General features: G+C 70.0%; 15 protein-coding genes and 1 pseudogene. 7 read left to right on the forward strand and 9 right to left on the reverse strand.

All coding sequences use genetic code 11. The annotated features are described in order from the left end of the window. Nucleotides 1-592: 592 nt before the first annotated feature. The 4 genes from AB0I10_RS26795 to AB0I10_RS26810 all read left to right on the forward strand — a co-directional run bounded on the left by AB0I10_RS26795 (nt 593) and on the right by AB0I10_RS26810 (nt 6,734). The gene (locus AB0I10_RS26795; RefSeq protein ID WP_363155181.1) at nt 593-2,932 is read left to right on the forward strand and encodes a cache and HAMP domain-containing protein; all 2,340 of its coding nucleotides are present in this window, start codon (nt 593-595) and stop codon (nt 2,930-2,932) included. Nucleotide 2,933: 1 nt separating this feature from the next. Further along, complete coding sequence (gene pgsB, locus AB0I10_RS26800; protein ID WP_363155182.1) at nt 2,934-4,271, forward strand: poly-gamma-glutamate synthase PgsB; 1,338 nt, start codon at nt 2,934-2,936, stop codon at nt 4,269-4,271. Continuing rightward, nucleotides 4,268-4,750 (forward strand): poly-gamma-glutamate biosynthesis protein PgsC/CapC, encoded by a 483-nt coding sequence (locus AB0I10_RS26805; RefSeq protein WP_363155183.1) that lies wholly within the window; start codon nt 4,268-4,270, stop codon nt 4,748-4,750. The genes pgsB and AB0I10_RS26805 overlap by 4 nt, the downstream gene beginning before the upstream one ends. Before the next feature lie 85 nt (nt 4,751-4,835). Further along, complete coding sequence (locus AB0I10_RS26810) at nt 4,836-6,734, forward strand: glycosyltransferase family 39 protein (protein ID WP_363155184.1); 1,899 nt, start codon at nt 4,836-4,838, stop codon at nt 6,732-6,734. A 259-nt stretch (nt 6,735-6,993) separates the two neighbouring features. Here AB0I10_RS26810 and AB0I10_RS26815 read toward each other — a convergent pair. After that, a pseudogene (locus tag AB0I10_RS26815) lies at nt 6,994-7,185 on the reverse strand (RNA polymerase subunit sigma-24); the annotation flags it as partial. Nucleotides 7,186-7,582: 397 nt separating this feature from the next. Next, nucleotides 7,583-8,482, reverse strand: a complete 900-nt coding sequence (locus AB0I10_RS26820) for a helix-turn-helix domain-containing protein (RefSeq protein WP_363155185.1) — start codon at nt 8,480-8,482, stop codon at nt 7,583-7,585. Between AB0I10_RS26820 and AB0I10_RS26825 the strand changes: the two genes are divergently transcribed. The 3 genes from AB0I10_RS26825 (at nt 8,481) to AB0I10_RS26835 (ending at nt 10,859) form a co-directional block, all read left to right on the forward strand. After that, complete coding sequence (locus tag AB0I10_RS26825; RefSeq protein ID WP_363155186.1) at nt 8,481-8,852, forward strand: hypothetical protein; 372 nt, start codon at nt 8,481-8,483, stop codon at nt 8,850-8,852. The genes AB0I10_RS26820 and AB0I10_RS26825 overlap by 2 nt on opposite strands. A 432-nt stretch (nt 8,853-9,284) precedes the next feature. Further along, nucleotides 9,285-9,548: a hypothetical protein gene (locus AB0I10_RS26830; protein ID WP_363155187.1), complete on the forward strand. Its 264-nt coding sequence runs from the start codon at nt 9,285-9,287 to the stop codon at nt 9,546-9,548. A gap of 423 nt (nt 9,549-9,971) precedes the next feature. Then, the gene (locus AB0I10_RS26835; RefSeq protein WP_363155188.1) at nt 9,972-10,859 is read left to right on the forward strand and encodes a response regulator transcription factor; all 888 of its coding nucleotides are present in this window, start codon (nt 9,972-9,974) and stop codon (nt 10,857-10,859) included. Between the two features lie 119 nt (nt 10,860-10,978). On the opposite strand, the gene AB0I10_RS26840 is transcribed toward AB0I10_RS26835, so the two are convergent. The 7 genes from AB0I10_RS26840 to AB0I10_RS26870 all read right to left on the reverse strand — a co-directional run bounded on the left by AB0I10_RS26840 (nt 10,979) and on the right by AB0I10_RS26870 (nt 17,605). After that, nucleotides 10,979-11,860 (reverse strand): alpha/beta fold hydrolase, encoded by an 882-nt coding sequence (locus AB0I10_RS26840; RefSeq protein ID WP_363155189.1) that lies wholly within the window; start codon nt 11,858-11,860, stop codon nt 10,979-10,981. Then, nucleotides 11,841-12,095, reverse strand: coding sequence for an acyl-CoA carboxylase subunit epsilon (locus AB0I10_RS26845; protein ID WP_363155190.1), 255 nt, complete (start codon nt 12,093-12,095; stop codon nt 11,841-11,843). Before AB0I10_RS26845 ends, AB0I10_RS26840 begins: the two co-directional genes overlap by 20 nt. A 78-nt stretch (nt 12,096-12,173) precedes the next feature. Then, nucleotides 12,174-13,046 carry an NmrA/HSCARG family protein gene (locus tag AB0I10_RS26850; RefSeq protein WP_363155191.1) on the reverse strand — a complete coding sequence of 291 codons (873 nt, stop codon included), beginning with the start codon at nt 13,044-13,046 and terminating at the stop codon, nt 12,174-12,176. 65 nt (nt 13,047-13,111) lie between these two features. After that, nucleotides 13,112-14,512 (reverse strand): NDP-hexose 2,3-dehydratase family protein, encoded by a 1,401-nt coding sequence (locus tag AB0I10_RS26855; protein ID WP_363155192.1) that lies wholly within the window; start codon nt 14,510-14,512, stop codon nt 13,112-13,114. Nucleotides 14,513-14,589: 77 nt separating this feature from the next. Next, nucleotides 14,590-15,174 (reverse strand): NAD(P)H-dependent oxidoreductase, encoded by a 585-nt coding sequence (locus AB0I10_RS26860; RefSeq protein ID WP_363155193.1) that lies wholly within the window; start codon nt 15,172-15,174, stop codon nt 14,590-14,592. Between the two features lie 84 nt (nt 15,175-15,258). Further along, nucleotides 15,259-16,803, reverse strand: coding sequence for an acyl-CoA carboxylase subunit beta (locus AB0I10_RS26865; protein WP_363155194.1), 1,545 nt, complete (start codon nt 16,801-16,803; stop codon nt 15,259-15,261). Nucleotides 16,804-16,837: 34 nt separating this feature from the next. Further along, entirely contained in the window at nt 16,838-17,605 is a 768-nt protein-coding gene (locus tag AB0I10_RS26870; RefSeq protein ID WP_363155195.1) for a 4'-phosphopantetheinyl transferase superfamily protein, read from the reverse strand. Between the last annotated feature and the right edge of the window lie 17 nt (nt 17,606-17,622).

The following is a 17,622-nucleotide window of genomic DNA, read 5'->3' on the forward strand; positions in this document are numbered from 1 at the left end:
GCCGGCAATGGGCCGATGTGAGCGGTTGTTCCGTAGCCTCGGAGCGGTGGCTGCCGTGGCACCTGCCCCGGTCAGAAGACCTCTGCCGGAGATGGCTGGTTCACGCCATCGTTCGATGGTGGCCACCGGATCCAGAATTCTCCGGCATTGCTCACCGTTATCACTGAGCGTTTTTGTTACGCGGCAGTTCGTAAACCCCTGGGCCTCGCCAACGACCCCTGTGGGTTTGCGGATTCCTTGAGAACGGGGCAGTTTCGGGGGCGGCCTTCAGTGGATCCGCGACTGTGTGTGACGCGGCGAATGCGGACGGGAGACGTGCGGTCAAACACTCTGGGCGGCAGGGGTGTTGGGAATTGCGCCACGCCGGCACGAAGCCGGAGACGCATAAGCGACTTCTCCCAAGGGGGAGTTGAGCGCAGTTCCTGTGAGCCGGTATACAGGGCCCCAGCACGAACGAACTTATGTTTATCCTGTGCTCCCATATTCCTACTGGGCGAGTTGCCGCACGGCCATCCCCACATGCCGAGAGGACGCTGTCCTGCACGCCGTTGCCCGCGCGCCCCGTCCGCACCGCACCCGACGCCGCGCCGACATGCCTCTGCTCGGAGGCGTCCGCCCACCGATCGCCGCACTGCTCTGCGCCCTGCTGGCAGTTGCCGCGTTCACCGCACTCGGTCTCGGTACCGTTCACGAACAGGATGTCCCCCAGGCCTTACGCGACGCGGAACGCCAGATCGCCGAGGATGCCGCCGACTCGGTCGGGACCTCCATCAACGCAAGAGCCACGGCAGTGCGCCGTGCGGCGGCGTCGGACGCACCCGTCGGCAGCAGCAGTCCGGCGGCACTACTGCGGTCCCTTCTCCCGACCGGGCACCCCGCGGGGGGCGGTGTGCTGCTCGACCCGCGCACCGGCAGACCGCTGGCGGCCAGTGGTGAAACGGTGCCGCTGACCGGGGTGGATGTGGCGGCGCTGGTGCGGCCCGGTACCGCGAACATCGCGCCCAGGTTGGTCTTCTCAGGCAGTGGCGAACCGCGGCTGTTGCTCTTCGTCCGGGTGGCGGTCCCCACTCCGGGCCGCAAGCAGGACGAGAACCACGATCAGGCAGGTGACCTGATAGGGGATCAGGGCGCTGATGAACGTGAACTCCTGCTTGCCGTCTCGGAAAAGGTCGCTGCTCCAGCGGTGTACGGAGCCGGTCGCACCGGTCAACTGGTGGACCGGAAAGGAAAGCTGCTTGCCACCACCGGCACGGCCCCGGCGTCCTATAACGACCACCGCGCGCTGCCGACCGCTGCGGCGAACGCCGCGAACGCCGGTCTCCACACCGGTGACGTCTCGGGCAGCGTGCTCGGTGACGGTCACGACGGGCTGCGCAGGGTCACGGGGTGGGCATCGGTCGCCGCGGCGGACGGCAAGGACGACACCTCCGGCCTGGGACTGACTGTCCTCACGACCAGAGATGTGCCTCCGGCGAAGGAGGGAGCCGACCATACGTGGTTCGCCCTCGTGGCCGCGGGTGCGCTGATGGTGATCGCCGTGCTGGTCACCCTGGTGCTGTGGGGCTGCATGCAGCGTCCGCTGCTGCGGCTGCACCTGTCCGCTGCCCGGCTGGCCAGGGGTGTCGGCGAAATGCCGGAGGAACGCGAGGAGTTGACGCGACCGGTGCCGGTTGCCGCGTTCGGCGAGCCCGGCAGGGTCGGCCGGGCGCTGGAGTCGATACGCCGCCAACTGCTCGGCGAGACGGGACCGGAGCCCGCGCAGCCGGTGCGCCGCCGCCCCGGTGCCCGAGCTCTGGCCCTCGTGTGCGCACTCGTGATCGCCGCGTGGGGGGTGCCGCTGCTGTTCCTGCTCAACCGCGTACCGGCAGCCAAGGCCGTACCGGCAGCCGCCATCGCCGACCAGCAGGCACGCACCGAGGCCGCTGCCGACCGGGTGCGGCGGTCCCTCGGCCGGAGCTGCACCGACCTCGCGGCGGCGGCGTCTGCCATCGCCGGTGCGCCGCGCGAGCGGGCGACGGAGGTCCTGCGGCGCGAACGCGCCGACCACCCCACGTTCCGGTCGCTGTACGTGCTGGACCGCACCGGAGCCATCGTGCTGCGGGTGGGCAAGCAGCCACTGCGCACCCTCGTCCATGCGCCGACCGGCGACGGAGTCACCCAGGTCAACACGTCCGGCACGATCCCCGCGATCGCCGCCTACGCCCAGATTCCGGCGGCCAGGAAGGGCCGGGATGCCGAGAACGCCAAGGAAGCAGCCCCGGCCGTCGTCGTCGCCGAGATCGGCGTGAACGCGCTGAACTCCCTGGTTGCGCGGCAGGGGCTCGGCAGGGTGTGGCTGACCGACGAGCGCCACCGAGTGCTCGCGGCGAGCGTCGGCTTTCAAGCCTTCCAGCCCCTTCCCCGCCGGGACCTCACCCGTCTGGTGGCCAGGACCGAGGCAACGCCTGGCAGCGCGGGCAGCCCGGCATCGGCCGTACTGCAGGCGGGGACGGCCCCGGGCGAGGGCCCGTCGGTCGCGGCCGCAGCGCCACTGGCACAGCGGGGGCCGGTCGCCGGACTCGACTGGCGGGTGGTCTCCGCCGAGCCTGCCGCAGCGCTCAAACTGGCGGCATATCAGCTGCAAGCGCGCACCATACTGGCCGGTCTGCTCGCCCTGTCCGTGGGCGTCGCATGCCTGGGCTGGCTGCACATCGTGGTGGTGAGGCCGCTGCGCGCCGTCACCAGATGCGCGGAGCGGCTGGCCGGTGGTGACCACCGCACTGTGCTGTACCCGGTCCACCACGATGAGTGCGGCTCGGTCACTCGCAGTCTGGAACTGCTCCGGCAGGCGCTGGTGGAGCGGGACCGCGGCGGCGGGAGAGCTTACGTGGCCTCTGTCCCTCTCCAACCGTTCCAGAGCGGCGGCTCGCCGCAGCAGCGAAGGACCAACTGACGTGCTTTTCCTCTATGTTGTGCTGCTGCTGAGCTGTGCCGCGCTGCTGGTCGCCGGCGTGCTGGAGCAGCGGCGCCACTACGCCGCGCTGGCGCAGATCCCCACTCGGGTGCTGATCAACGGCATTCGCGGCAAAAGCTCGATCACACGGCTGTGCGCGGGTGCGCTACGTGGCGGTGGTCTGGTCACCGTGGCCAAGACCACCGGCACCGCTGCCCGGTTCATCCACCCGGATGCCACCGAGGAGCCGGTGTACCGGAAGCTGGGCATCGCCAACGTCGTCGAGCAGATCGGCATCGTCCGGCGCGCGGCGGCATACCGGCCGGACGCTCTGGTGATCGAGTGCATGGCAGTGATGCCTGCACTTCAGGAGATCAACCAGGAGAAGCTGATCCGCTCCACCATCGGCGTGCTGTGCAACGTTCGCGAGGATCATCTCGCCGAAATGGGACCGACGTTGGACGATGTGGCCCGCTCGCTGTCCCGGTCGATGCCGGTCGGAGGGGTCTGTGTCACCGCCGAGCAGGAGCGGCTGCACATTCTCAAGGAGGAGGCGGACAAACGGAAGTGTCGCCTGATCACGGTGGATCCGGAGTCGGTCACCGACGAAGAGCTGCGCGGGTTCAGTTGGTTCACCTTCAAGGAGAACGTCGCCATCGCGCTGGCAGTGGCCGAACTGCTCGGCGTGGACCGGGCCACCGCACTGCACGGTATGTGGGACGCGCCGCCGGACCCCGGCGTGCTCTCCGTCGAGCGCTACCGCACACCCGACGGCAAACGGCTGCGCTTCGCCAATGTCTTCGCTGCCAACGACCCAGCGTCGACGTTGATGAACGTCCGTCAGCTGGAAGAGCTCGGTGCGATCCGTCGCCCGCTGAACGTGGTCATCAACTGCCGCCCGGACCGGGTGGAACGCAATGGGCAGATGGGAGCGATCGTCCCCGCCCTCGCCCCGGAGACGGTCCTGCTCATCGGGCATCCGACCAAGAGTGCCCGCGACGGCATCCCGCCGGGCTGGTCGTCGGGGCGAGTGGTGGACCTGGGCGGCGACCGGCGCGACCCCCAGGAGTTGACCGGCGCCATCCTCGCCGAACTGGGCCCGGATTCCTCGCTGGTGGCCGTCGGCAACATCCACGGCCAGGGCGAGCTGTTCCTGGAGCACCTCGGCAAGCTGCCCTCTGACGACACCGACGAGCCGCTTCCGGTCGCGCACCCGCCCGAGCCGCAGCCGTACAGCTGGGTGGCGCCGCTGAACGGCCCCAAGCGCGGCCCGCACATCCCGAGCTCCGCCTCCGCCCATGCCGACGCCCTGTACCGGCCGACAAGGAACCCGCTGTGATCCCCGTCAATGTCACTCCGCAGACCATCGCACTGGGGATAGCCCTCGGACTGGTCTTCTCGCTGGTCTGCTATCTGACCACCAACCTCTCTCCCGGCGGCATGATCACCCCCGGCTGGCTGGCGCTGACCCTCGTCACCGATGTGGTCCGGGCCGCGATGGTGATCGGCGTCACGGCGCTCACCTTCCTCGCGACCAAGGTCCTTCAGCGTCATGTGATCCTTTACGGGAAGCGGCTGTTCGCCGCCGTGGTGCTGTGCGCGGTGCTGCTCCAGACCACGGTGCTGTTCGCGCTCCAGCACGAGTTCCCGCTCCTCTACACCGCCCAGACCCTGGGCTTCATCGTGCCCGGCCTGATCGCCTATCAGTTGGTCCGCCAACCGTTGGCCGCCACCGTGATCTCCACCACGGCGGTGACCCTCGGCACGTATGTGGTGCTCGTTGCCGGGTTGCTGCTGGGGGCGCTGCCCATCGGCTGATCTCGCCGTACCGCCATGGACCGCCGCCCGTGAAGCCGACGAACCATCAACGCACCCCAGCCGACGTCCCATGAGAGACCCCGCCATGGCCACGACCACCCTCGCCCGGGACCCCGCCCACCGCCGCCGGCGCGTCATCAGAGTCCGTCAACGGACCACCAGACGCTGGGAGTTGTCCGCCCTTCTGCTGATCCTGGCAACCGCCACGGTGCTCTATGCCTGGGGCATCGACCGTGCCGGGGTACACCCGTACTACAGCGCGGCCGCCCGGTCGATGGCGGCGAACTGGCACGCCTTCGTCTTCGGCGGGCTTGACCCGAGCGGCTCGATCACCCTGGACAAGATCCCCGGTGCGCTGTGGCCGCAGGCCCTTTCCGTCAAGCTCCTCGGACCGTACAACTGGGCGGCGGTGCTGCCGCAGGTACTGGAGGGCGTACTGGCCGTCTGGGCGCTGCACCGGATCGTCCGTGCCTGGGCCGGCCCGTTGGCAGGGCTGCTCGCCGCACTGGTACTCACGCTCACCCCGGTCACCGTCGCACTCGACCGGCGCACCATCCCCGACACCCTGCTCGTCCTGCTTCTGGTCCTGGCAGCGGGATCGCTGCAGAAGGCCGTCGCAAGCGGGAGACTGCTGCCGCTGCTCATCTGCGGGACGTGGGTGGGGCTGGCCTTCCAGGCCAAGATGCTCCAGGCGTGGCTCGTCCTGCCGGTCTTCGCCGTGGTGTACCAGATGGCAGCGCCCGGCTCCCGGTGGAACCGGGCCTGGCGGCTGCTGCTCGCCGGGGCCACCGCACTCGTCGTCTCGTGCTCCTGGCTGCTGCTGGTGTGGGCGACCCCCGCCCCGAACCGTCCGTACATCGACGCGACCACCAACAACAACCCCTTCACCCTGGTCTTCGGCTACAACGGGCTGAGCCGCTTCGGCCACGATCCGAATGCGCTGGGCGCCGTCGCCGGCACCACCGCCAGCCGCACCACCGACAACACCGGTTGGACCATGCTGGTCAACCAGAGCGTGGGCCCGCAGATCGCCTGGCTCCTGCCGCTCGCCGTACTGGCTCTGGCGCTGGGCGTGTGGTGGCGAACCGGACAGCCGCGCACCGACGGGCCGCGAACGGGCTTCCTCCTCTGGGGCGGCTGGCTGACGGTGCACATCGTGGTCTTCAGCAACTCCAACGGCAACCACGGCTACTACACCGCCGTACTGGCCCCGGCCCTCGCCGCGCTGACCGGTGGCGGAGTCACCCTCCTCTGGGCCGAGTACCGCGCCGGTGGCCGACGTCGAGCCGCGCTGCCCATCGCCATCGGCCTCACGGTGCTGTGGGCGGTGGCAATAGAAGTCCCGCACAGCGAATTCGCGCCCTGGCTGCTGCCGATGGTGCTGATGCTCGGTCTGTGCGGGACCGTCGGCCTGTGCACCCGCGGACCACGCACAACGCGACGGGCGGTGCACAGCGCCCTGGCGGCCTGCCTGGCGTCCATACTGCTCGCCCCGGCCGTCTGGGCCGCCTCCTGCCTGGACCCGCGGTATGCCGGCTCACCGATGTCGCCGCTGGCCGGACCGGTCGGACCCGACTACCGCGACAGGCAGCACCATCGGGCCAAGTTCCCGCGATACCCCTTGAGCAGTCCGTCCGCGCGCGACGCCGCACTGCTGAACTACCTTTCCGCGCACCGCTCCGGGGAGGACTACCTGCTCGCCACCCAAGCCGCCTACGGCGCCGAGCCCCTGCTGCGCGCCACCTCCCAACCCGTACTGGTCATGGGCGGCTTCACCGGCCTGACCCCCTATCCGACCGTACGACGGCTCAGCGACCTGGTCTCCACCCACCGACTGCGCTACGCCCTGCTGACCGCGCGCCGCCCGTCCACACCGGCATCGGCCTGGGTGAAGCGAAACTGCACCCCCGTCTCCCCAAGCGCCTACGGTCGAACCTCGGACGGAAGCTTCACCCTCTACGACTGCGCTCGACGAGGAAACTGAGCCGCCGAACGCGGCCAGTTCTGCGCCACTCCGCCCGTGTCCGAGCAGGAACGCCCCCCGCAGGCGGGCGCACCGAGCACCTTCACACGGCTATCTGGCTGGGCGGTATCGACGCGCAGCTGGGCAACGCTGTGCCCATCCACGAGAAGTCGCGATGGATGGGCCACAGCTCGATCAAGATCACGGTGGACCGGTACGGCCACCTCACCCTCGACGGCAGCGAGCGCTGCCGTCGAGCCGACCCACGCCTGTCCCGATGTCACTTCGTCTGCCGGCGGGCCTGCTTCACCTCGCGGTCGATAGCCCAGGCGTCAGCGACCGGTCCGAGGTGGCCGAGCTTGTCGGGGTTGATCACCGAGCGAATAGTCTGGATCTGCCCGTCGAGCACGTCGAGGGCCAGAGCATGGAGGACCTTGCCGTCCCGGTCGCGGAAGATCGCGCCGGGCTGGCCGGCTGACCACTCAGCTCCAGGCGAGCCGGTTTGCCGAGGGCACGCGGGCTCAGCCCGGTGAACGGGCTCCGCAACGGCTCCGACGCCGTGATCATGCCGGCCGCGACCGCCTACGCCCCTCGGCAGCATGGCTGCCGAGGGTGAAGCCGGCCCGTCGCATCAGCCAGCTCCCTGGTCGAGCCGTCGGCAAGCAGTTGAGCGATGCGCCCTCGTCCTGTAGCTACGTCGCCCGGGCCGAGGGCACTTCGGGGCTGAAGAAGACACTGCTCGGGGCTGAAGAAGACACTGCCAACCGTCCGGCGATCGGCGCCGGAACACCCCAGCACCATGTCCTTGCCCCTCCGGACGGCCAGGATGGTTTGGCTCGCAAGGTGTTGAGGAGCAGCGGAATCTCCGTTCACACGTCCACGTGTGCGACGCGCCGCTCGCCCTCGAGGTGGTCCGCCAGCTCGTTCAACGGTATCCGCAGAAGCCGTTCGACCCTGATGGCCTGCAACGTGCCGGTGAGCACCAGGTTGAGCACTTCCGGCGTTGATTGGTCCAGCAGGTCGGCCGCCTCGCGAATCGTGAGGCATGCCTGAGCCTGCAGCCGCGGCCACCGCACGGCCAGCACACCGCAGGACGGACACTCGGTGAATGCAAGATCGCGTTTCCTTCGGACGGAGACGCCCTGCATACAGGAGGGGCAGCGCACCATCTGGCCACCATGCCGTGCGTGGAAGTCCGCGAGGCCCGGGGCGCGGGTGTACGCCTGATGTGCGACCGCGGAGATGAGCACGTTCTCAAGACGGCTGGGCGGTGCCTGGGAACCGCTCTGCTCCGCCTTGCGGCTGTGCACCCGGCTCCAGGTCGCCACCCAGCGTGCGTGCTGCCGCTCCGGCACCTGGCACGCTCGCAGGTATGCCAGCAGCTGCGCCTCGGTGCTCGGCACCGTGTGGCGCTTGATGATTCGCTCGACGGTGCTGCGCGGCAGCACTCCGTACGCCCCTGCCTGCCGCGCCATCACCCGCTGGCTGGGGACCCCAGCCTTCTCGTACAGCTCCACCAGGGCTGCGCTGAAGTCGGGCAGATCGCGGATCAGCTCCAGCCGCGGAGCCGGCGGGATACCGCGGCGGGCGGAGCGGTAGTCCTTCCGCGCCCGCCGCCACAGCTCCTCGGGTCGTCCCGCAGCCCGTCGACGCGACGGCGAGCGGCGAACTCGTGTTGTTCCAGTAGTCCGGCGACCGATGGCATCCGCGACCTCCCAGGCCTCGATTGGTCGTTCGCAGTGATCGAGGTGGAGTCGGGGGAGGCACATGAGCAACCTGAAGGCGTTCAGGTTGAGCGGCGAGCAGGCCACGGAGATCCCGGGGGCGTCCGTGGTGCTGGAGCGCCACCTGCAAACGCTGATCACCTACCGACGGATCAAGAACGTAGCCACAGTGCGAGTCCAGCCGCGGAACCGGATGCTCGTGGTCAACCTGAAGCTGGACCCAGATGCCGTGGAGCTGGAGGAGGGCTTCTCCCGAGAAATCCGCGGCTTGGGCTGCCTCGGCATCAAGGACGGCGTAGAGGTGCGCATTAGATCGCGCGAGGATCTCGCACGTGCCGGTGACCTCATCCGGCGGAGTGTCGAAGCGGGCTGGCCTGGATGCTCAAGGGCGGTTGCGCCATCGGGTTTTCGATGACGCAACCGCCCTCTTCTACGTTCTGGCCCGGTCTGCCGGGGCGTGCGGCTCTCACGCCTCGGGCCCGGGGAGTGCGAAGTCGTCCTGGGTCAGGCCGCCTTAGAGGCGCTGCGGATCACTGCACGCCGGGCGCAACTCAATGCGGCGGAAGAACGGCTGGCCAAGGAGCTGGAGTCGGTTCGTGCTGAACGGGAGAAACTCGTTGTCGCGGAGCGGGTGCTGCTCCGCACCGGCGAGACATGCCCCGTCGATGCCGGGACTACCTTGATTGCGTGTGCTTGCCGCGTCGTCGCCGGCACGCGACGGTGGACACCGCACCACCCCGCAGCACCGGGCCGGGACGCACCGGGCGACACCTTTCGCAGCCCGACCGCCGCGTGCGTGTCGCGACGGCCCGCGAAGGTCGCGAGCGCCGTCGAAAGGAGGATCCCGATGCGCGACGACCCGTGCGGAGACGGCGAGGAGGGCGAGGCGACGGGGAAAGGTCCCGTGCCAGTGCCGTCCCTGTCGTCGCGGAGGTGGTGGCCGTTTGTGGGTGCTTCACGGCATGTGTGGTGGGAAGGGGTGCGTACCGTGCTCGGCGTGGTGGAGGCGGTCGCGATTCTGACTGACGCACAGGCCCTCGCCGTTGTGGCGAGGGCCCTCACCGCGGTGGGTGGCACAGTCGTCGACGCCGGCAAGCCCGAGCGACCGTGACACCAGGGTCCGGCCTCTCTTCGGCGGCCGGACCCTCCTGCCGTTTCCGGCGTGCACCTTCCAGGTAACAGCATCTGGAGGCGACAGCCAAGGAACGTCCGGCCCATCGTTGCCAGCCAGCAGCACGGAATCCGTTTCGTGCTCCAGCGAGAAGGGGGATCGCTTTTGTCCGCACAGGCCGATGTGTGCCGCGCCTGCGGTCGTGCGCTGCCTCCGGCACGGAAGGTGGGGCGCCCCCGGCAGTACTGCTCAAGCACCTGTCGCTCGGCGGGGCGGCGCGTCCGTGCACGCGAGGCCGCCCGCTCCACGCGCCAAGGCGGGCCCTGCGGGGTCGAACTGGCGGGCCGACGCTGCCCCCGGCCTGCCGAGCACACGCTGATGGTGTGCGGGGCGCCGTTCCGGCTGTGCTCCGCCTGCCACATCATGACGACCCAGTACCTGCTGGACCAGCACGTCCCGGCCACCGAGATCGGGACGCCCCAGTCATCGGCTCCGCGCGAGCCCTCCCGCTCGGAGCCGGCTGGCCCCACCCGACTGGATTTGGGGCCCGCCCGCCCGACGCGGCTGCTGCTGGTCGAGGACGATGATGCGATTCTCGAGGCACTGCGACTCGGGCTCATGCGCCGGGGCTACACGGTCCTCGCCGAGGGCACAGGGCGCGCCGGTTTGCGCAGCGCCTACCTCCAGCGCCCCGATCTCGTCCTGCTGGATGTGATGCTGCCCGACATCGATGGATACGAAGTACTGCGCCGTTTGCGTACGGTCAGCGACGTCCCTGCCATCTTCCTGACGGCCCGTAACGACACCGCCGACACGGTCGTCGGTCTCGAAAGCGGCGCGGACGACTACATCGTCAAACCCTGCCACCTAATCGAGATCATCGCCCGCATCGAGCGCGTACTGCACCGCTACCGGGCCGCGGAGCGCCAGCACGACGACGTCTACGACGATGGCCTGGTGCGGCTGGACTCCCAGCAGCATCAGGCGTGGGCGGCGGGCTCCCCACTGCCGCTCTCCACAACGGAGTTTCGGGTGCTCGACCGCCTCGTACGCCATGCGGGCCTGGTCCAGCACTTCGCGACACTCCTGGAAGCAGGCTGGGACGCTCTGGCCCCGGCGGCCGCACGCGACCGGATCAAGTTCACCATCTCTCGGCTGCGCAGCAAACTCGACGGCACGCCCGTGGGCGGCGAGTCCATCGTCTCGGTTCGCGGCATCGGTTACCTCTACCGCTCTCCCACCACGCCTCCACTCCCTGCTCCCAGGCGCACCTCCACACCAGCCGGCTACGGTCACGCGCATACCCTGTAGGGCTCATGAGGCCCGTTGGCATCCACTGCGTTCCAGTCTGGAACTTGAAAGCGATCGCGTCGATCACCTCGCGGTGGTCCCGCCACCGGCCACCCCGCCTCGGCGTCCGGTACGGTTCCTCATGCGGCTTCCCTGTCGGCCGGAGACTGCTGTTCGTGCCGGGTGCGGCACTCCTCCAGGAAGGCCAGGGCATCGCGGTGGTAGAGCGGTGCGGTCCGGCCCAGGCTGATGTTGTGGCCCGTGTCCGCCAGCCGGTCCACCCGCACCAGCGGAGCCGCCAGCTGCGCCGCCATCGCCTCCACCGTGGCGCTGTCGCAGCGCCACCAGCGCTCGTGTTCGGCGAAGGTCAGCCGCACCGGCACGCGTACGCGGCGGGCCACGGCCGGATAGGCGTCGGGCCAGCTCGACACCTCCCGGGCCTCGCGGGACGGCATGGGCGCCACCAGCGGTGTGGCCAGGCGGAAGGTGCCGGGCGGGTAGAGCGCCAGAGGTCCCCAGTGCAGTTGGTGTGTCGGGCCGCGGTCCCCGCCGGACGTCAGCTGCCGCGGGTCGACCGCCCAGCGGTCACTGATGCCGGACACGTCCACGCCCAGCAGGCCGTCGCCCGTCCAGTCGGCGGCCGTGGTCAGCGCGAGCTTGCCGCCCAGGGAGTGGCCCAGCAGGAAGAATCCCGCGCCGGTGGGGTGCGTACGGGCGAAGCCGGCCAGTGCGGCGCGGACGAGGGTGGACTGGCCGGCCAGCTCCAGGCCCTCGGGCAAGGCGTCGGCGGACGCCCCGTAGCCGGGGCGGTCCAGGGCCAGCACGGTGTGTCCGCGCTCCGCCGCGAGTGTGAGCAGGGAGAGTCCGGGGTCGGCCTGGCCGTGGAAGTAGCCCGCGCGCATGCCGCCGCCGTGCAGGGCCACCAGCACCGCCTCGGGCGAGCCGGTGTCCGGGAGGGCCAACAGGCCGGACAGGGTGACGCCTTGTGCTTCGAGCGTGATCTCACGCACCGGCCGACGCATTACGGCCTCCTCTCCAAGGGACGTGTCCCGTGCGCCAGCTGCGCGGTCCGGGGGAACGCGGGGTGCGCTCCGGGCGGCGCCAGCCGGCCACGGCGGGACGGGGGTGGGCCTCGTCGCCCGCGGCGCTCGAGGTCGCGGCGGCGCGGGTCAGCAACACCGCGGTGACGGCTGCGAGTTCCTCGGCGCTGGGACTGCCCTTCTCCACCCGGATCACCTTGCGGGTGTCCTCGATCATGGATTTCCGATCTCTCGTGTCCGTGACGGACCGGCGCCCGCCCGGCGTGCAGGTGGTCGGTGTTCGGGCAGCCGGTGTTCAGGCGGTCGGCGCGCTCCAGCCGGTCGTGCGCAGCCAGTTCTCCAGGCTGGTCAGACCGGGGTGCTCGCGGCGCAGTACGGGCAGGTCGGCGCGGTATCCGTGCTCCCGGAACCAGCCGAACATGGTCGCCAACTCGCCGCTTATGGCCTTCAGTTCGGCATCCGACTGCTCCTGGAAGCGGGTGCTGACGCCGCCTACGCGCTGGAAGGTCTCGGCCATCTGGAGTGGGGTGAGCTCGTCACCGGCGATCTCCAACTGCAATCCGAGATAGCGCTCGGGGCGGTCGAAGACCTCGGCGGCGAAGTGGCCGATGTCGGCGGTCGAGATCATCTGGAGCGGCGTGTGGGCATGCAGCCCCAGGGTAAGGACCAGGCCGTCGTCGGTGCGGCGGGGACCGATGTGCGCGAAGTTCTCCATGAACATGGTCGGGCGCAGTACGGTCGCCGGCAGCCCGAGCCTGTCGATGTGCCGCTCGATCTCGCCCTTGGTCTCGAAGTGCCCCACACCGCTGGCGCGTTCGGCGCCGCCCACGGATCCGTAGACGAAGTGGGCGATCTTGGTGCGGGCCGCGGCGTCGGCGACCGCGATTCCCTGCCGGACCTCGCCCTCCAGGCCGTCCTCGCCAGTGAAGGTCTGCACGCTGTAGACGTTGCGCACCTCGCGCATCGCCATGTCCAGGGAGACCGGGTCGGTCATGTCGCCCGGCACCAGTGTGGCGCCCGCCTCGCGCAGGGCCTTCGCGGCCGCCGAGTGCGGGTCGCGGACCAGCGCGCGTACCGGGCGGCCGCGCCGGAGCAGTTCGCGGGCGACCGCGCCGCCCTGTCGGCCGGTCGCGCCGAAGACCAGAACCGTGTCGTGTGCTGCGGGCATTGCCTGCGCCTTTCTGTGGCTGCCGTCAAGAGAATTGCCGTGGGGAGGGTCGGGGGTCGTGGAGGTCACCAGCGCACCGCGCCGGTGATGAAGCAGGCGAGCAGGGTGCGGGCCTGGACGTTGACGTAGTGGCCGTGCCGGGCGAGGGAGGAGAGCTGCCCGGGGGTGATCCAGCAGTATCCGGGCGGGGTCTCGAAGGGCAGTCCCGCCGCCTCGGCGTCGATGATCAGGTAGCGGCTCTCGGCGTTGAGGAACCGTCCGCCCTCTTCGGAGTGCACCGCCTGGTAGCGGATGGCGGCCGGGTCGACATTGAGCACCAGGTCGTGGAACGGCGGGTGATCCGGGCCCGTGGCGGCACCGTAGTTCGCCGGGGTGTACTGGACGGTCGGGCCCAGCTCGACCGTGTCCAGGAAGCCCGCCTCGGCGCGGGCCTGCGCCAGTACGTGCACCACTCCCCCGATACGCCTGGCCAGGAAGGCCGCGATGCCCGTGCCGACCGGCTCGAAGAGCGGCTGGGTCCAGCCGCTCACCTCGCGGTTGCCCGCCTGCGCCCGGACCGCCACTACGCGGAAGAACCGGCCCTGGACATGCTCGATGGCGTCCTCGCCCCTGGTCCAGCCCGCCACGTCGGCCAGAGGGATGCGGCGACTATGCAGGTCCTGCCGGGAGCGCTCGCCGGTGAACCAGGACAGCAGTTCCGTGGTGGGGTGCAGCACGCCGGGCTCGTCACGGTCGGTGGGCAGGCAGGCCAGCACCGTACGGGAGTCCATGTTGACCAGGTTGTCGTGGCGCAGCAGTTCGCTGAGCTGGCCCAGGGTCAGCCAGCAGAAGTCGTCGTCGAGACGGACCTCCTGGCTCGTCTCGACGATCATGTTGCGGTTGGACTTGTGGTGGAACCACGAGCCGTGCTCGGACTGCAGGACATCGGCCAGTACGCGGCCCCGGCCGGCGGCGGTGAAGTACTCGATGTACTTCACGTCCGCGCCCTGGTGGACCTTGGTGTAGTTGCTGCGGGTGGCCTGTACGGTCGGCGAGAGCTGGAGCAGGTTCGGGTTGCCGGGCTCCATCTTGGCCTGCATCAGGAAGTGCAGTACGCCGTCGAACTCCTTGGCGAGCAGGCCGAGTATGCCGATCTCGGGCTGTTTGATGATGGGCTGTTGCCAGCTGCGCACGGAGCCTTCGGAGGTGGTGACGTCCAGCCCCTCGACCGTGAAGAACCGGCCGCTGCGGTGCCCGAGGTTGCCGGTGCGCTCATCGAAGGACCAGTCCTTGAGCTCGTCGAAGCCGATCCGGTCCACGGTGAAGCGGTGCGCCCGGCCACGGTCGGCAAGCCAGCCGAGGATGTCGTTGGTGTGCAGCGCCACCCCCTGGGTGGTTTGCCTGGCCGAGCGAGTCAGCCGGTCGGCCACGGTGTCGTCCTCATGGGGGCGCAGCGACAGGGAACGGGGGGCGGTGTACGGGGGCATGCGAGGCCTTTCCCAGATAGTGCGGGTCCCGGATTGTGCGGGCCGTGTCATGGCGGCGGATGGTGCGGTCGGGGGCTTCACCCCGTGTAGGGCCGCTTGTCCCGGGCTTCGCCCAGCGCGAGCGCCCACCAGGTGAGCTGGTCGAACATGACCTTGGCCGCACCGGCACAGCCCGCGGGGTCCTTGGGAGCCCCGGCTTCGTCGAACTGGTCCCAGACCTGGGCGAATCCGATGCCGTCGCGCAGGGTGACGGCATGCAGCTCGGCGAAGACCAACCGCAGTTGCTCAACCGCGCGCAGTCCGCCGGAGCGACCTCCGTAGGAGACGAAGCCGACCGGCTTGGCGTGCCACTCGGTGGTGTGCCAGTCGATCGCGCTCTTGAGGACCGCCGGATAGCCGTGGTTGTACTCCGGGGTCACCACGATGAACGCGTCCGCTGCCGCGAGAGCCGGGCTCACGGCAGCGAGACGCTCCACCGCCTCAGCCCCCGGCGGCCGGGTGATCACCACGGGCAGCTGCGCCGCGGTGAGGTCGACCACCTCGACGTCGAACTGCCCGTACTTGTCCGCCTCGTCGAGGAGCCACTGTGCGGCCAGCGGGCCTGAGCGGGCTGCCGGTCCGCTACAGGTGAGGACGGCGAGACGGATGCGGGTACCTGGCATGACAGGCCTTTCGTTCAGGGCTGAGTCCGCGGTGTCGTCCGCGGGCTCGCGGTACAGACCCCCGTCGCGGGGGCGGGCCCGTCTCTACTGCGGTGGGTTGCCGTGCTTGCGGCACGGCAGGTCGGCGTGCTTGGTACGGAGCATGGCCAGGGAGCGGATGAGGACCGCGCGCGTGTCGCCCGGGTCGATGACGTCATCCACCAGACCGCGTTCCGCGGCGTAGTAGGGGTGCATCAGCTCCGCGGTGTACTCCTTGATCTTCTGCTGCCGTACTGCCTCGGGGTCGTCGGCGGCCTTGATCTCCCGCCGGAAGACGACGTCGGCCGCGCCCTGCGCGCCCATGACCGCGATCTCGTTGCCCGGCCAGGCCAGCGAGAGGTCCGCACCGACGGACCGGGAGTCCATGACGATGTACGCGCCGCCGTAGGCCTTGCGCAGCACCAGCGAGATGCGGGGCACGGTGGCGTTGCAGTACGCGTACAGCAGCTTGGCGCCGTGCCGGATGATCCCGCCGTGTTCCTGGTCGACGCCCGGCAGGAAGCCGGGCACGTCCACCAGCGTCACCAGGGGGATGTTGAACGCGTCGCAGAACTGGACGAAGCGCGCGCCCTTTTCGGATGCCTCGATGTCCAGGACTCCGGCCATGGCGCCCGGGTTGTTGGCGATGATGCCCACGACATGGCCGTCGAGGCGGGTCAGCGTGCAGACGAGGTTGGGGGCCCAGGAGGGGTGCACCTCGAAGTGCTCACCGTCGTCGACGACTTCCTCGATCACCCCGCGTACGTCGTAGGAGCGGCTGGGGTCGCTCGGCACCAGTTCCAGGAGCGCTTCGGTGGTGCGGTCCACGGGGTCCGTACCGTGCGCTACCGGCGGCAGCTCCCGGTTGTTGGACGGCAGCAGCGACAGCAGGAACCGCACGTCCTCAAGGCAGCTCTGCTCGTCGTCGTACGCGAAGTGCGCCACCCCCGAGGTCTCGGCGTGCACGTCGGCGCCGCCCAGGCCGTTCTGGGTGATCTCCTCGCCGGTCACCGCGCGGACCACGTCCGGTCCGGTGATGAACATCTGCGAGGTCTCACGGACCATGAACACGAAGTCGGTCAGGGCGGGGCTGTAGGCCGCGCCGCCCGCGCACGGGCCGAGCATGACGGAGATCTGCGGGATGACCCCGGACGCGCGGGTGTTGCGCCGGAAGATGCCGCCGTAACCCGCGAGCGCGGTCACGCCCTCCTGGATACGGGCCCCGGCGCCGTCGTTCAGCGACACCAGCGGCGCTCCGGCGGACGCGGCCAGGTCCATCACCTTGTGGATCTTCTCCGCGTGCGCCTCGCCGAGCGCGCCACCGAAGATCCGGAAGTCATGGGCGTAGACGAAGACCGTACGGCCCTGGACGGTGCCCCAGCCGGTGATCACACCGTCGGTGTAGGGCTTCTTCGCCTCCAGGCCGAAGCCGCTCGCGCGATGCCGGCGCAGCGGCTCCACCTCACAGAACGAATCCTCGTCCAGCAGCAGGTCGATCCGCTCACGAGCGGTCAGCTTGCCCTTGGCCCGCTGGGCCTCGGTGGCCCGCTCGCCGGGGCCGCGGTGTGCGCTCGCCTTGATCTCGCGCAGCTCGTCCACTTGGGACTGCACGGCGTTCTCCTTCACTGTTTCGCTGTTCAAGAGTTCACGTTTGGTGTCCGTCGCATACGAGCCCGTGTCCGAGCCGGCGGACCGTCACGGGCGCGGCGAGGCGGCCGCGGACGGCGATCGCGGCGCTGTGCCCGGGCCCGCAGGGCATGTCGAGCACGGTCCAGCCGGGCGGTCTGCCGGTGACCTCGGCTCCCAAGTAGTGCTCCAGCGCAGCGCCATGGCTCAGCCCCGTGCCCAGCCCCTTGAGGAAGGCCTCTTTACGCGTCCAGAGCCGGCCGAACGCATGGCGGCGCCCCTCTTGCGGCATGGCCGCCAACTCCCGGCGTTCGCGTGGGTGGAGGAACGGAAGGGTGGCCTCGATGGTGCCGGGCCGGGGAGTTGCCTGTACGTCGGCGCCGACCGGCGCGGTGGCCACCGACACCGCGACCATGGCGCCACTGTGGGACAGGGAGAAGTGCGGCGGCGGGTCGTCCGCCGTGGCCACGGCCGGTTTGCCGTGCGGCCTGCCGCACACCGGGCACGGCTCCTGGGTGTAGGTGACCTCCGCTGGGCGGACGCCGAGGTAGCCGCCGAGGACGCGTCGGAGCGCGATGTGCGCGGAAAGGTAACGGAGTTGGTCGTAGGGCCGCCGGAAGGCCGCGCCGCGCGCTCGCTCGCAGGCATCGAGCTCGGAGAGGTCCAGCGCGGGTGGCTTCCCGCCGGCGGGCGGCAGTCGCAGCAGCCACAGGTCCAGCAGTTCCCCACCCGCCACCGGGGCCACAAGGCTGCAGGTGGCGGGCGTCACCGACATCAGCGGGGCCATGGTCCTCTTCCGTCCGG

It is taken from the genome of Streptomyces sp. NPDC050636 (genome assembly GCF_040654775.1).
Classification (GTDB): domain Bacteria; phylum Actinomycetota; class Actinomycetes; order Streptomycetales; family Streptomycetaceae; genus Streptomyces.

Excerpts from the sequence above, each read along its gene's own strand:
- AB0I10_RS26850 (WP_363155191.1), bottom strand. The coding sequence starts at position 13,046 with ATGCCCGCAGCACACGACACGGTTCTGGTCTTCGGCGCGACCGGCCGA.
- AB0I10_RS26830 (WP_363155187.1), top strand. The coding sequence starts at position 9,285 with ATGCGCGACGACCCGTGCGGAGACGGCGAGGAGGGCGAGGCGACGGGG.
- AB0I10_RS26860 (WP_363155193.1), bottom strand. The coding sequence starts at position 15,174 with ATGCCAGGTACCCGCATCCGTCTCGCCGTCCTCACCTGTAGCGGACCG.
- AB0I10_RS26795 (WP_363155181.1), top strand. The coding sequence starts at position 593 with ATGCCTCTGCTCGGAGGCGTCCGCCCACCGATCGCCGCACTGCTCTGC.
- AB0I10_RS26840 (WP_363155189.1), bottom strand. The coding sequence starts at position 11,860 with ATGCGTCGGCCGGTGCGTGAGATCACGCTCGAAGCACAAGGCGTCACC.
- AB0I10_RS26835 (WP_363155188.1), top strand. The coding sequence starts at position 9,972 with ATGACGACCCAGTACCTGCTGGACCAGCACGTCCCGGCCACCGAGATC.
- AB0I10_RS26825 (WP_363155186.1), top strand. The coding sequence starts at position 8,481 with ATGAGCAACCTGAAGGCGTTCAGGTTGAGCGGCGAGCAGGCCACGGAG.
- AB0I10_RS26855 (WP_363155192.1), bottom strand. The coding sequence starts at position 14,512 with ATGCCCCCGTACACCGCCCCCCGTTCCCTGTCGCTGCGCCCCCATGAG.
- AB0I10_RS26845 (WP_363155190.1), bottom strand. The coding sequence starts at position 12,095 with ATGATCGAGGACACCCGCAAGGTGATCCGGGTGGAGAAGGGCAGTCCC.
- AB0I10_RS26820 (WP_363155185.1), bottom strand. The coding sequence starts at position 8,482 with ATGTGCCTCCCCCGACTCCACCTCGATCACTGCGAACGACCAATCGAG.
- AB0I10_RS26870 (WP_363155195.1), bottom strand. The coding sequence starts at position 17,605 with ATGGCCCCGCTGATGTCGGTGACGCCCGCCACCTGCAGCCTTGTGGCC.
- AB0I10_RS26810 (WP_363155184.1), top strand. The coding sequence starts at position 4,836 with ATGGCCACGACCACCCTCGCCCGGGACCCCGCCCACCGCCGCCGGCGC.